Genomic DNA, 13,728 nt, shown 5'->3' on the forward strand with positions numbered 1-13,728 from the left:
GGTGCGGTCGCGATCGGCGATATCGTCACGCGGCTTGCGGCAGCCTGAACACGGCGACCGCGTGCCGCAGCGCGCTCGCCTGCTCGGCCAGCGCCTGCGTTGCGGCCGACGCCTGTTCGACCAGCGCCGCGTTGCGCTGCGTCGCTTCATCCATCTGCGTGACCGCGACGTTCACCTGCTGGATGCCGCCGCTCTGCTCCTGCGATGCGGACGAGATCTCGCCGACGATCGTCGTGACCCGCTGCACCGCGCCGACGATCTCGTGGATCGATTCGCCCGCGCGGCCGATCAGCACGGCGCCCTCGTCGACCCGCCGCGTCGATTGCTCGATGAGCGCCTTGATCTCCTTCGCGGCGGCCGCACTGCGCTGCGCGAGCGTGCGAACCTCCGACGCGACAACCGCGAAGCCGCGCCCCTGCTCGCCCGCCCGCGCCGCCTCGACGGCCGCGTTCAGCGCGAGGATGTTGGTCTGGAATGCGATGCTGTCGATGACCGCGATGATCTCGCCAACCTTCGCCGAACTGGCGGCAATGCCGCTCATCGTGTCGACGGCGTCCGTCATCACACTGCCGCCCGCGGACGCAATATCCGATGCGTCCTGTGCCAGTTGCGCCGCGTGCTGCGCATACCCGGCCGACTGGCGCACGATATCCGTCAGTTCGGTCATGCTGGCGGCGGTTTCCTCGAGCGACGCGGCTTGCGCCTCGGTGCGCGACGACAGGTCGTGATTGCCCGATGCGATCTGCGCACTCGCGGTCGCGACGGCTTCGGCATGCGTACGCACCTCGAGCACGACACCCGACAGGCTCGCCTGCATCGTCCGCAACGCACGCAGCAGATCGGCGATCTCGTCGCGGCCCGCCGCGTCGACGTCGCGCGTCAGGTCGCCGCCGGCCACCGCCTGCGCGCAGGCGACCGCGCGATCGAGCGGCCGCAGGATCGCGCGGCTGAACAGGAACGCCCCGATCATCGCGATGCCGAGCACGATCAGCATCAGCACGACGCTTGCCGTGGTCGCGTGGCGCGCGTCGCGACTTGTTTGCGCCGACACGTCGGCGCTCTCGTCGGCGATCGTCTTCGCCGCGCGCTCGAGCAGCTCGGCGGGTGCCCGGTCGACGCCCGCCACGGCCGCGTCACCGGCAGTTGGCTCGAAACCCGCGGCCTTGAATGCGTCGAACCCGCGCCGGTAGCCGTCGCCCATCGCCGTATGCGCGCGCATGAACTGCTCGACGAGCGTGCGGCTCTCGCCGGGCGGCAACTGGTTGACGAGTTGCGCGGCGAGCGTGTCGACCGTGCGCTCGCGCGTCTGGAATGCCTGCCAGTACTTGTCGAGCTTGTCGGGCTGCTTGCCGCGCAGCAGCGTGTCCTTCCATTCCTGGACCTGCAGCTTGAACTGAACGAGCGTCGCCGACACGAGCCGCTCGTTGGCGACATGCGTCTGCACGTCGTTCGCGAACGTATCGATCGACCGATTGAGGATGCGGATACCGTATAGCGCACCGCAGAACATCAGCAGCAGCGCAATGGCGAATGCGAGGGGAATCTTGTAGCTCAGCTTCATGGGACCTTGAATCGACGGGGAGCGGCGACGGCGCGGAAGGCGCTTGCCACCGCTCACTGTTAACGGCGCGCGGAGCCAAGGCTGAAGCAGGAAAGCGGCGGCGGGTATCCGGGGGGCGGCCGTGAGGAAGACGGCGATCCGGCAACGGTGGGGACCGGGGGTTGCCGACCAGCGCGTGCTGGCCGGTGTGTCGTGACTCGGGTGCCGCGCGATCAGGTCGGACTTGCCGCGCGCGGTCCGGCCGTCTCGGTCGTGCGCCGGCCGGCCATCCAGCGACGCACCGCGACGATCGACAGCACACCGCACACGAGCCCGGCAATCACGTCAGCCAGGTAGTGACCGCCCTGCGTCGGCGTCGATGCGATCATCACCGCATTCAGCACGACCGCGGCCGGAAACACGTAGCGGACATGCCGCACCGCATACGCGAACAGCAGCGCCAGCATCACATGGAACGACGGCAACGACACGAGCCCCTGCGATTCGGCCAGGTTCAACCGATGGAATTGCCCGCTGCGCAGCAGGTCGTAGTGTGTCACCGTCGATGCGGTGCCCGGGTCGGTGATGCCGAAATGGATGAATGCACTGGCAGCCGGGAACGGCGTGGAGACGAGCACGACCACGATCACCGCAAACATGAACTGCGCGACGAACTCGGCAAGATCGTCGACGCGGCGGGCCGCCGCCAGGATGAACGGCACAGCAATCAGTTGCGGCATGCCGCTGCGATACGCGAGATCGAGCACACGGTGCAGGCCCGTTTGCGCCATCACCCATCGGTACAGGTCCGGCCAATGGAAACCAAGCATCGCATCGAAGCGAACGAGATAGCTTTCGACCGGCGGCGGGGCGAGCGCCACACAGAGATAATCGAGCACGGCGAAGGCCGCGCTGAGCGTTGCGAGCAGCGCCACGCTCAGTAGCGCGAATGCAAATTCGCGACAGCGCAGCATTCGCGTGATGTCACGATAGCGGCGTACGCAGGACAAGGCTGCAAGGAACCCGCTTGCCGCGAACCCGATTGCGACGCTCTTCGCGAGCTCGACGACGCTGTCGGGATTCACGACCCAATCCGCATTCGTGACACACACGCCGGCCGCGAGCGCCGCCAGCAATACAGCTCCCGTCAGCCTTCCCCAGATCCCCGTGCTCGCTCTCATTGTGGCTTTTATGGTTCAACGTGTGTCGGCCGGCCCATGCGCCTGCGCGCTATCGTACACCGGCATCGACGCAGCCTCGCTCATGACCGGGCGACCAAAACGAAAAACCCCGTGATCCTTTCGGATCACGGGGCTTCGTATTTTGGCGGAGAGGGTGGGATTCGAACCCACGGTACGGGGAAACCGTACGCCTGATTTCGAGTCAGGTACATTCGACCACTCTGCCACCTCTCCTTCCTTGCTACATCTCACGGCCGGTCGTTTCCGCGAGAAAAAGATTATAAGACGATCGATTCCTGGCTGACAAGCCCTTTCTGCAAATTTTTTGCGAGGGGTTTGAAGGCCGCGTTACGACGCCTGCGCAGGCGCGTCGATGCGTTCCATGCCGCCCATGTACGGACGCAGTGCTTCCGGCACCGTGACCGAACCGTCGGCATTCTGGTAGTTCTCGAGCACCGCGACGAGCGTGCGTCCGACCGCGAGGCCCGAGCCGTTCAGCGTATGCACGAGTTCCGGCTTGCCCTGCGCATTGCGGAAACGCGCCTGCATCCGGCGCGCCTGGAACGCCTCGGTGTTCGAGCAACTCGAGATCTCGCGATAGGTGTTCTGCGCGGGCAGCCACACTTCAAGGTCGAACGTCTTCGCGGCCGAGAAACCCATGTCGCCCGTGCACAGCGCCATCACGCGGTACGGCAGGCCGAGCTTCTGCAGGATCGCTTCCGCGTGGCCGACCATCTCGTCGAGCGCCGCGTACGATGCGTCCGGCGCGACGACCTGCACCATCTCGACCTTGTCGAACTGGTGCTGGCGGATCATCCCGCGCGTGTCACGGCCGTACGAGCCGGCTTCCGAGCGGAAGCACGGCGAATGCGCGGTGAGCTTGATCGGCAGCGCGGAGCCTTCGACGATCGATTCGCGCACGGTGTTCGTCAGCGAGATCTCGGACGTCGAGATCAGGTATTGCGTGATCGTGTTCTCGCCGCCGCCCTTCTCGACGCGGAACATGTCGTCCGCGAACTTCGGCAGCTGGCCCGTGCCGTACAGGATCTCGGGATTCACGATGTACGGCGTGTACGTCTCGCTGTAGCCGTGCTGCAGCGTGTGCGTGTCGATCATGAACTGCGCGAGCGCGCGGTGCAGGCGTGCGATCGAGCCGCGCAGCATCGTGAAGCGTGCGCCGGCGAGCTTCGCGCCGGTTTCGAAATCGAGGCCGAGCGGCGTGCCGACGTCGACGTGATCCTTCACCTCGAAGTCGAACTGGCGCGGCGCGCCCCAGCGGCGCACCTCGACGTTGTCGGCCTCGTCCTTGCCGACCGGCACGCTTTCGTGCGCGACGTTCGGCATGCCCAGCATCAGGTCGGACAGGCGCGTCTGGATCTCGCCGAGCTTGGCCTCCGACGCCTTCATCTCGTCGCCGATCCCGCCGACTTCGGCCATCACGGCCGACGTGTCCTCGCCCTTTCCCTTCATCGCGCCAATCTGCTTCGACAGGCTGTTGCGGCGCGCCTGGAGCTCTTCGGTACGGGTCTGGATCGCGCGGCGTTCCGCTTCGAGGGCGGAAAACGCGGCGACGTCGAGGGTGTAGCCGCGATCGGCGAGGCGCTTCGCGACGCCGTCGAGGTCTTTGCGCAGCAACTGGATGTCGAGCATGGGAGGACTTGGGAAATCGTTGTGTAAGACGGGAATTCTAACGCACCGCGCGGTCGCCACGGCACTGGACGAACGGACAATGCCTCAAACGGGCGATGACCGTGGTGCGATGGCCATGGCAGTATCGCATTGCCGTTCCGCCGCTCGGCAGCCGGCGAGTCGCACGGCTTCGAACCGCTGCGGAATCGCGAAACGCCCGCGCCCGCCCGCGGCAACGCATCGAACGAAACACCTGCCGCCCGTCACCGCAACTCAAGGAACCCGATGGCCATCGAACTGGACAAGGATGTGCGCGACCGCGCGATCGCGTCGCTGCAACGCTATTTCACAGAAAACATGGACGAGCCGATCGGCAACATCCAGGCCGGCGCGCTGCTGCACTTCTTCGTCGAGGAAATCGCGCCGGCGATCTACAACCTCGCGATCGCCGATGCGCAGGAGCGCCTGCACGCACGGGTCGCCGAACTCGACATCGAATGCCACGCGGAGCCGTTCGAGTACTGGAAGAAGCAGCCGGGCCGCAAGCGCTGACGCACCCGGCGCAGCGCCCGCCGCCGCGTGTGGCCGGTCAGTCCTTCTTGCCGGCCTCGCGGTCGAGCTCGCGCAGCCACGCGAGTTTGTCGGCGATCTTCGATTCGAGCCCGCGCGGCACCGGCTTGTACCAGCGCGGCTCGCGCATGCCTTCCGGCAGGTAGGTCTCGCCGGCCGCATAGGCGTTCGGTTCGTCGTGCGCGTAGCGATACGCATGACCGTAGCCGAGTTCCTTCATCAGCTTGGTCGGCGCATTGCGCAGATGCACGGGCACCTCGCGCGACTTGTCCTGCTTCACGAACGCCATCGCCTGGTTGAACGCGTTGTAGCCCGCGTTGCTCTTGGCCGCGCACGCGAGATAGATCACCGCCTGCCCGAGCGCCAGCTCGCCTTCGGGGGAGCCGAGCCGCTCGTAGGTTGCGGCCGCGTCGTTCGCCATCTGCAGCGCGCGCGGGTCGGCCAGGCCGATGTCTTCCCACGCCATCCGCACGATCCGCCGCGCGAGATATTTCGGATCCGCGCCGCCGTCGATCATCCGGCAGAACCAGTACAGCGCGCCGTCCGGGCTCGAACCGCGCACCGACTTGTGCAGCGCCGAGATCTGGTCGTAGAAATTGTCGCCGCCCTTGTCGAAGCGCCGCGCGTTCAGCGTCATCGCGCTGCTGACGAAATCGGCATCGATGGTCGTGATTCGGGCGGACGAGGCGGCCGTCTGCGCCTGCTCGAGCAGGTTGAGGAAGCGCCGCGCGTCGCCGTCCGCGTAACCGATGAGCGTATCGACCGCCTTGTCCTCGAACGCGAGGCCGTCGAGCGCGATTTCCTGTGCACGCTTGAGCAACTGACGCATCTCGTCGTCGTTCAGCGACTGCAGCACGTACACCTGGGCGCGCGACAGCAGCGCCGAGTTGACTTCGAAGCTCGGATTCTCGGTCGTCGCGCCGATGAAGGTCACGAGCCCCGATTCGACGAACGGCAGCAGCGCATCCTGCTGCCCCTTGTTGAAGCGGTGAATTTCGTCGACGAACAGGATCGTGTGGCGGCCGGTGCGGTTGAGCGTGTCCCTCGCCTGCTCCATCGACTCGCGGATGTCCTTCACGCCGCCGAGCACCGCGGACAGCGCGATGAATTCGCAGTCGAAGGCGAGCGCGGTGAGGCGCGCGAGCGTCGTCTTGCCGACGCCGGGCGGCCCCCACAGGATCATCGAATGCGGCTTGCCGGATTCGAACGCGAGCCGCAGCGGCTTGCCTTCGCCCAGCAGGTGCGTCTGGCCGATCACCTCGGCGAGCGTCTTGGGCCGCAGCGCCTCGGCGAGCGGCCGGCGCGGCTCGACTTGAAACAGGTCGGACATGAACCCTCGCTCCAGATCAGACAATGGCGGCCGAACGGGCCGCAGGACCCGATATTATGACAGCCGCGCGACTGCGCCGCCGGGCCCGCACCCGGTGGCCGCGTCCGGTGCCCGCGTCCGGTGCCCGCGCCTGGTGCCCGCGCCTGGTGCCCGCGCCTGGTACCCGCGCCTGGTACCCGCGTCTGGTGCCCGCGCCCGTAAACAACACGGGCCTGCCGTTGCCGGCAGGCCCGTGTCGGGACAACGGTGCGACGCCGCTCAGCCGTTGATCACGTCCGCGCCCTTCGGCACGACGAACTTGAACGTATCGCCCTTCAGCGGCGGATTCGTCTGGATGTTCGTGAACGTGAGCAGCGTGACGTTGCCGAACACGTCGTGCAGTTCCATCGCGGCGAGCGTGCCGTTGCGGAAACCGATGCCGATCCGCTGGAACTGCGTGTCCTGCGCCTTCGGCAACATCTCGAGCCAGTCGATCCCACCCTTCTCGCCTGCATCGCGCAGCGTGTAGTTCTTGTCGAGATCGTTGCTGCCGAACAGGATCGCGGCCGGGCTCGCGCCCAGCGCGCCGTTCAGCTTGCGCTCGGTGACCTGGTTCAGGTCGCGGTCGTACACGTAGAGCTTGTCGCCGTCGGCCTGCAGCACCTGCTGGTACGGCTTCTGGTACGTCCAGATGAACTTGCCCGGGCGCGAGAACACGAACGTGCCGCTCGAATTGTCGTTCGGCTTCGGCGCGACCTGCGCGGCGCTCGCGCCCTTGCTCGGCGCCTTGACGATCTGCTGCGTGAATTCGCCCTTCGCCGAATGGACCTGCGACACGAAGGCCTTCAGTTGCTCGGTGCCGCCCGCGAACGCGTGCGTCGCCGCGAGCATCAGCGATGCGCCGGCGAGCGCCGCGCCGAGCCAGCGCCGCGTAGAACGAAGGGACAATGCGAACGAATGTTGCTGCATATTGCGGTTTTCTCCGTGGGTGGCCGGCGCCGCGGGCGCCGCGGACTCATTCCGCGTCGCGCGCCGGCACAAGAATTTCGCGGTTGCCGCTCGACGACATCGTCGACACGAGCCCCGACTGTTCCATCTGTTCGAGCAGCCGCGCCGCGCGGTTATAGCCGATCCGCAGATGGCGCTGCACGAGCGAAATCGACGCGCGGCGGTTCTTGATGACGATCTCGACCGCCTGGTCGTACAGCGGATCAGACTCGCCGCCGCCTTCGCCGGTTCCCGCGCCTGCCGAACCCTCGTCGCCGTCGGCGGTGCCGCCTTCGAGCAGCCCTTCGACGTAGTTCGGCTCGCCGTGCTCCTTGAGCTTCTCGACGACGCGATGCACTTCGTCATCGGCGACGAACGCGCCGTGCACGCGCACGGGCAGCCCGCTGCCCGGCGGCAGGTACAGCATGTCGCCCATCCCGAGCAGCGATTCGGCGCCCATCTGATCGAGAATCGTGCGCGAGTCGATCTTCGACGATACCTGGAACGCGATCCGCGTCGGCACGTTCGCCTTGATCAGGCCGGTGATCACGTCGACGGACGGGCGCTGCGTCGCGAGGATCAGATGGATGCCGGCCGCGCGCGCCTTCTGCGCGATCCGCGCGATCAGTTCCTCGACCTTCTTGCCGACGACCATCATCAGGTCGGCGAGCTCGTCGATCACGACGACGATGTTCGGCAGGCGGCCAAGCGGCTCAGGATCGTCCGGCGTCAGGCTGAACGGATTCGGAATCTTTTCCTCGCGCTTCGCCGCGTCGTCGATCTTGTTGTTGTAGCCGGCGAGGTTGCGCACGCCGAGCTTGCTCATCAGCTTGTAGCGGCGCTCCATCTCCGCGACCGTCCAGTTCAGCGCATGGCCAGCCTGGCGCATGTCGGTGACGACCGGGCACAGCAGGTGCGGAATGCCTTCGTAGACGCTCATTTCGAGCATCTTCGGATCGATCAGGATCAGGCGCACCTGCTCGGCGGTCGCCTTGTACAGCAGCGACAGGATCATTGCGTTGATCCCGACCGACTTGCCCGAACCGGTCGTGCCCGCGACCAGCAAGTGCGGCATCTTCGCGAGATCCGCGCACACCGGCTTGCCGCCGATGTCCTTGCCGAGGCTCAGGGTCAGCGCCGACGACGCGGCCGCATAGACTTCCGAGCCGATGATCTCGGACAGGTGCACCGTCTGGCGGCGCTGGTTCGGCAGCTCGAGCGCCATGTAGTTCTTGCCGGGGATCGTCTCGACCACGCGGATCGACACGAGCGACAGCGAACGCGCGAGATCCTTCGCGAGGTTGACGATCTGGCTGCCCTTCACGCCGGTGGCCGGCTCGATCTCGTAGCGCGTGACGACCGGGCCCGGATACGCGGCGACGACGCTCGCCTCGACGCCGAAGTCCTTCAGCTTCTTCTCGATCAGCCGCGACGTGAATTCGAGCGTATCGGCGGAAATCGCTTCCTGCGTCTTGGGCGCGGGATCGAGCAGCGACACCGGCGGCAGCGTCGAATCGCCCGGCAGGTCGGTGAAAAGCGGCACCTGGCGCTCGCGCTCGACACGCTCGGACTTTGCCGGCGTGACGACCGGCGGCACGATCGTCACGGGCTCGTGATCCTCGATGCGCACGCGCTCCTCCTCGACCTTGCCTTCGCGGCGCACGGCCGCGGCCTCGCCGAGCTTGCGGTCGCGCTCGGCCTCGCGGCGCAGTTTCGCGACGTTGACGGCGGACAGGATCGCACCGCCGACGCGCTCGGCGACCGACAGCCACGAGAAGCGGAAATACAGCGACAGGCCGATCGCGAGCGCGATCAAGAGCAGCAGCGTGCCGCCGGTGAAGCCGAACGCGTGCGACATCGCGCCCGCCACGGCCTCGCCGATCACGCCACCCGGCGCGCGCGGCAACTGCACCTTCAGCGACCACATCCGCAGCGCCTCGATGCCGTCGCACGCGAGCACGACGAGCACGAACGCGAAGATCTCGGTGAGCCAGCCGATCGGCCGCTCGGGTTCGTCGACGACCGCCTCGTGACGCGTGATGCGCCGGTAGTTGACCGCGATGCGCCGTCCGAGCGGCACGATCAGCCAGTAGGCCGACAGGCCGAACAGCAGCAGGATGATGTCGGCCGTCCATGCGCCCACGCGGCCGGCCCAGTTCGAGATGTGGTCCACCTGGGCTGCGTGCGTCCAGCTCGGATCGCGCCGGCTGTAGCTCAACAGGGCCATCACCAGAAAAGCGCAGAGCGCGACCTGGAGAATCCAGCGGATCTCCGTGAGGAGCTTCGACATCCGGTGCGGCAACGCCTGTGCCTGGGCGGAATAAGGAGCTTTTGCCATGAATCCGTATAAAGAGGACGGGCCGCGGGCCCGCCTGTCGTTCGATCGCGCTTATTGTAAACGCTGCACCGGGCCGTCAAGTGTAAATGACGGTTACATAAGAGGGCCGGGTACCTGAAGCACACACCGCACACGCGATCCGGACCGTCCGGCGCCAGCCCATGGCGCCCGCCCGCGGCAATGCGCCGCCACGGGCAACGGCAGCCGTGCTCCACCCTGCCGGCCCCCGCAGCCCCGCCGCGCCGCGAGCCGGCCGCCGGGAAACGCTATCGCCACGATTGAAACTCTCGTTCGGCAGTGCAGCAACGGGGCCTTTATAATGCGCGTCTGATACCCATCTATGACGGCATCCCGGTCAACCCAGACCGTCCGGCGAGCCTTATCCCGCCCGCCGCGGCCGCCTTTTACGGATTCGCACATGTCCACGCCCAAACACGCCAAAGTCCTGATTCTCGGTTCCGGCCCCGCCGGCTACACGGCTGCCGTCTACGCGGCACGCGCCAACCTGTCCCCGGTGCTGGTCACCGGCATCGCGCAGGGCGGCCAGCTGATGACGACGACCGACGTCGAAAACTGGCCGGCGGACGCAAAGGGCGTGCAAGGCCCGGAACTGATGGCGCGCTTCCAGGAGCACGCCGAGCGCTTCAACACCGAAATCGTATTCGACCACATCCACACCGCGAAACTGCACGAACAGCCGATCCGGCTGATCGGCGATTCGGGCGAATACACGTGCGACTCGCTGATCATCGCGACCGGCGCGTCCGCGCAGTATCTCGGCCTGCCGTCCGAGGAAGCCTTCATGGGCAAGGGCGTGTCGGCCTGCGCGACCTGCGACGGCTTCTTCTATCGCAACCAGGAAGTCGCGGTGATCGGCGGCGGCAACACAGCCGTCGAGGAAGCGCTCTACCTGACGGGCATCGCGAAGAAGGTCACAGTGATTCACCGCCGCGACAAGTTCCGCGCCGAGCCGATCCTGATCGACCGCCTGCTGGAGAAGGAAAAGGAAGGCGTCGTCGACATCAAGTGGGATCACGTGCTCGACGAAGTGACGGGCGAGCAGTCGGGCGTCACGGGCCTGCGCATCAAGAACGTGAAGACCGGCGCGACGCAGGATCTCAACGTGCAAGGCGTGTTCGTCGCGATCGGCCACAAGCCGAACACCGACCTGTTCCAGGGCCAGCTCGAGATGAAGGACGGCTACATCCTGACGAAGAGCGGCCTGCACGGCAACGCGACGTCGACCAGCGTGCCGGGCGTGTTCGCCGCCGGCGACGTGCAGGACAACGTGTACCGCCAGGCGATCACGAGCGCCGGCACGGGCTGCATGGCCGCGCTCGACGCGCAGCGCTACCTCGAAAGCCTGCACGACAAGAAGTAAGCGTCAAGCGTTCGGCCGCCGGGCGCTACAATGGCGTCCGCTGCCGCGAAGCGGGCTTGACCGGAAAGCCGCTGCCGCCGTGCAGCGGCTTTTTTTGTGCCCGCGCGTCCGAACGCGCCTGCCCGGTTACCGAATCATGGCGAAGAACCAGCCCCATCCGAGCGATCCCGCGAAGCGGCAGATCGCCTCCCGTCCCGCGAACCCGGCGCCCGCCGCGCCATCGCCCGCGCCTGATGCCGCCACGTTGCGCGGCCAGGGCCTTGCCGGCCTCGGCGCGCTGCGCAAGTCGCTGCAAGGCGAAGCCGACCGCCGCGAGCGCACCCGCGTCGAAACCGCGAAGGTCGCGCGCCAGGTGGAAGCCGACGCGAACCTGTTCCGCAACGAAATCGGCGCGATCCAGCCGCTGAACGCGCCGCCGCGCGCGAAGCCCGGCCGCACGCCGCCCGACCCGGTGCCGAAGCAGACGCAGCGCGACGAGGAAGACGTGCTGAACGCGACGCTGTCCGACGAATTCGATCCCGAGACGCTGCTCGACAGCGACGAATCGCTGTACTACCACCGCCCCGGCATCAGTCGCGAGGTCGTGCGCAAGCTGCGCAGCGGCGCGTGGATCGTGCAGGCGCAGCTCGACCTGCACGGGATGCGGCGCGACGAGGCGCGCGACGCGCTCGCGGAATTCATCCGCGAAGCCGGCAAGAAGGGGCTGCGCTGCCTGCGCGTGATCCACGGCAAGGGGCTCGGCTCGATCGGCAAGGAGCCCGTGCTGAAAGGCAAGGTGCGCGCGTGGCTCGTGCAGAAGGAAGAAGTGATCGCGTTCTGCGAGGCGCGCAGCCACGACGGCGGCGCGGGCGCGGTGCTCGTGCTGCTGCAGCCGCTGCCGGCGCCGGCCGATCGGGGGCCGCGTGCCGCATCCTAGGCTGACGCTCGCGATCTCGATCCTGGAAGCGATCGCGACGCTCGCCTTCGCGATCTCGGGCTTCATCGAGGCGCGCAAGAACCGTCTCGACTCGGTCGGCACGTTCGTCGTCGCGCTCGCCACCGCGTTCGGCGGCGGCACGCTGCGCGACATCCTGCTCGAACGCCGGCCGTTCTACTGGGTCATCCACGACGACTACGTGATCGCGATCTTCGTGCTCGCGTTGTTCGCACCGTTCGTGCTGCGGATGCTGTCGCGGCTGTCGGCCGAGCGGCTGCTGCTGGTGGCCGATGCGATCGGGCTCGGCATCTTCAGCATCTCGGGCACCGCGATCGCGCTCGATGCCGAGATGCCGCGCTTTATCGCGGTGATGATGGGCGTGATCACCGGCGTGGTCGGCGGCATCATCCGCGACGTGCTGTGCAACGACATCCCGCTGATCCTGCGCGATTCGCGGCCGTACGCGACCTGCGCGTTCGTCGGCTGCTGGTTCTACCTGCTGCTCGCGTGGCTGCAGTTCGACTCGGTGTACAGCGTGCTGCTCGCGACCGGCTTCATCCTCGTCGCGCGGCTCGCGACGTTCAAGTTCGACGTGCGGTTGCCGCACTGACGCCGCCGCGCATCGCCACACGCAAAAACGAAAGGGGCCGTTCAAGACGGCCCCTTCTCTTTCATTCAGCGCAAGCGCCGCCTCACGCAATCCGCTCTTCCGACACCGGATCGAACAGCACCGCCTTCGACACGTCGAACAGCAGCGACAGCGTCTGGTCGGGCTGCGGGTTCGCGGCCGGATGCACGCGGCTCACGATCCGCTTGCCGTTGACCTGCGCGAACACGTGCGTGTCCGGGCCGGTCGGCTCGGTCACGTCGACGCGCACGTCGAACGGCTGGAGGTGCGACGCGTCGCCGTTATGCGCGTGGCGCACGTCGGTGATGCGCTCCGGACGCAGGCCGAGGATCACCTCGCGGCCGACGTGCGACTTCAGCTGGCCATCGAACGGCAGGTTGAGCGCGCCGCGCTTGACGCCCGTGTCGATCTCGAGCGCGATCCCGGTGCCCTGCTCGACCAGCTTGCCGTTGATGAAGTTCATCGGCGGCGCGCCGATGAAGCCCGCGACGAACAGGTTCGACGGCGAATCGTAGATGTCCTGCGGCGCGCCGAACTGCTGGACCACACCGTCCTTCATCACCGCGATCCGGTCGCCGAGCGTCATGGCCTCGATCTGGTCGTGCGTCACGTAGACGATCGTCGTGCCAAGGCGCTGATGCAGCAGCTTGATTTCGGCGCGCATCTCGATGCGCAGCTTCGCGTCGAGGTTCGACAGCGGCTCGTCGAACAGGAACAGCGACGGATCGCGCGCCAGTGCGCGGCCCATCGCGACGCGCTGGCGCTGGCCGCCCGACAGCTGGCCCGGCTTGCGGTCGAGCAGGTGCTGGATCTGCAGCATCGCCGACACGCGCTCGACGATCTGCTGCTGCTCGCTCTTGGGCACCTTGCGGATGTTCAGGCCGAACGAGATGTTCTCGCGCACCGTCATCGACGGATACAGCGCGTACGACTGGAACACCATCGCGATGTCGCGATCCTTCGGCGACAGGTCGTTGACGACCTTGCCGTCGATGCAGATCTCGCCGCTCGTCACGGTCTCGAGGCCGGCGATCATGTTGAGCAGCGTCGACTTCCCGCAGCCCGACCCGCCGACCAGGATCAGGAACTGTCCGTCCTCGATCTCGATGTCGACACCCTTCAGGACCGGCACCCCGTTCGGGTAGGTCTTGTACACGTCACGGATGGAAAGGCTTGCCATGCTCTGAATCCTCTGTCTCGTCTCGCGCGGCGCACTGCGGCGCCGCGTCGGGTTCGTTTCGATGCGCCG

General features: G+C 66.9%; 11 protein-coding genes and 1 tRNA gene. 4 read left to right on the forward strand and 8 right to left on the reverse strand.

Features of this window, described 5'->3' with window-relative positions:
- Positions 1-25 precede the first annotated feature (25 nt).
- From ACVK00_RS18700 to serS, 4 genes are all read right to left on the reverse strand, one after another.
- A complete protein-coding gene (locus ACVK00_RS18700) occupies positions 26-1,561 on the reverse strand; it encodes a methyl-accepting chemotaxis protein (RefSeq protein WP_284888914.1) in 1,536 nt (511 codons plus the stop codon).
- Between the two features lie 212 nt (positions 1,562-1,773).
- A complete protein-coding gene (locus ACVK00_RS18705) occupies positions 1,774-2,721 on the reverse strand; it encodes a phosphatase PAP2 family protein (RefSeq protein WP_284888913.1) in 948 nt (315 codons plus the stop codon).
- A 143-nt stretch (positions 2,722-2,864) separates the two neighbouring features.
- Positions 2,865-2,955: transfer RNA gene (locus tag ACVK00_RS18710), tRNA-Ser, on the reverse strand.
- Between the two features lie 114 nt (positions 2,956-3,069).
- Positions 3,070-4,371, reverse strand: a complete 1,302-nt coding sequence (gene serS / locus ACVK00_RS18715; RefSeq protein ID WP_228907072.1) for a serine--tRNA ligase — start codon at positions 4,369-4,371, stop codon at positions 3,070-3,072.
- 264 nt (positions 4,372-4,635) lie between these two features.
- Between serS and ACVK00_RS18720 the strand changes: the two genes are divergently transcribed.
- Positions 4,636-4,902 (forward strand): DUF2164 domain-containing protein, encoded by a 267-nt coding sequence (locus ACVK00_RS18720; protein WP_006750829.1) that lies wholly within the window; start codon positions 4,636-4,638, stop codon positions 4,900-4,902.
- Between the two features lie 37 nt (positions 4,903-4,939).
- On the opposite strand, the gene ACVK00_RS18725 is transcribed toward ACVK00_RS18720, so the two are convergent.
- The 3 genes from ACVK00_RS18725 to ACVK00_RS18735 all read right to left on the reverse strand — a co-directional run bounded on the left by ACVK00_RS18725 (position 4,940) and on the right by ACVK00_RS18735 (position 9,554).
- Positions 4,940-6,250, reverse strand: a complete 1,311-nt coding sequence (locus ACVK00_RS18725) for a replication-associated recombination protein A (RefSeq protein ID WP_228907071.1) — start codon at positions 6,248-6,250, stop codon at positions 4,940-4,942.
- A 258-nt stretch (positions 6,251-6,508) separates the two neighbouring features.
- Positions 6,509-7,198, reverse strand: a complete 690-nt coding sequence (lolA, locus tag ACVK00_RS18730; RefSeq protein WP_228907070.1) for an outer membrane lipoprotein chaperone LolA — start codon at positions 7,196-7,198, stop codon at positions 6,509-6,511.
- Between the two features lie 46 nt (positions 7,199-7,244).
- A complete protein-coding gene (locus ACVK00_RS18735) occupies positions 7,245-9,554 on the reverse strand; it encodes a DNA translocase FtsK (RefSeq protein WP_006750826.1) in 2,310 nt (769 codons plus the stop codon).
- 418 nt (positions 9,555-9,972) lie between these two features.
- Here ACVK00_RS18735 and trxB point away from each other — a divergent pair, with 418 nt between their 5' ends.
- The 3 genes from trxB to ACVK00_RS18750 all read left to right on the forward strand — a co-directional run bounded on the left by trxB (position 9,973) and on the right by ACVK00_RS18750 (position 12,461).
- On the forward strand, positions 9,973-10,935 hold the full coding sequence (gene trxB, locus ACVK00_RS18740; RefSeq protein ID WP_006756164.1) for a thioredoxin-disulfide reductase: 963 nt from the start codon (positions 9,973-9,975) through the stop codon (positions 10,933-10,935).
- A 136-nt stretch (positions 10,936-11,071) separates the two neighbouring features.
- The gene (locus ACVK00_RS18745) at positions 11,072-11,851 is read left to right on the forward strand and encodes a Smr/MutS family protein (RefSeq protein WP_284888912.1); all 780 of its coding nucleotides are present in this window, start codon (positions 11,072-11,074) and stop codon (positions 11,849-11,851) included.
- On the forward strand, positions 11,838-12,461 hold the full coding sequence (locus ACVK00_RS18750) for a trimeric intracellular cation channel family protein (protein WP_166725116.1): 624 nt from the start codon (positions 11,838-11,840) through the stop codon (positions 12,459-12,461). Before ACVK00_RS18745 ends, ACVK00_RS18750 begins: the two co-directional genes overlap by 14 nt.
- Positions 12,462-12,543: 82 nt before the next feature.
- Here the strand turns inward: ACVK00_RS18750 and ACVK00_RS18755 are convergent, their stop codons facing one another.
- A complete protein-coding gene (locus ACVK00_RS18755; protein ID WP_284888911.1) occupies positions 12,544-13,659 on the reverse strand; it encodes an ABC transporter ATP-binding protein in 1,116 nt (371 codons plus the stop codon).
- Positions 13,660-13,728: the final 69 nt, after the last annotated feature.

The organism is Burkholderia sp. PvR073, from assembly GCF_054055695.1.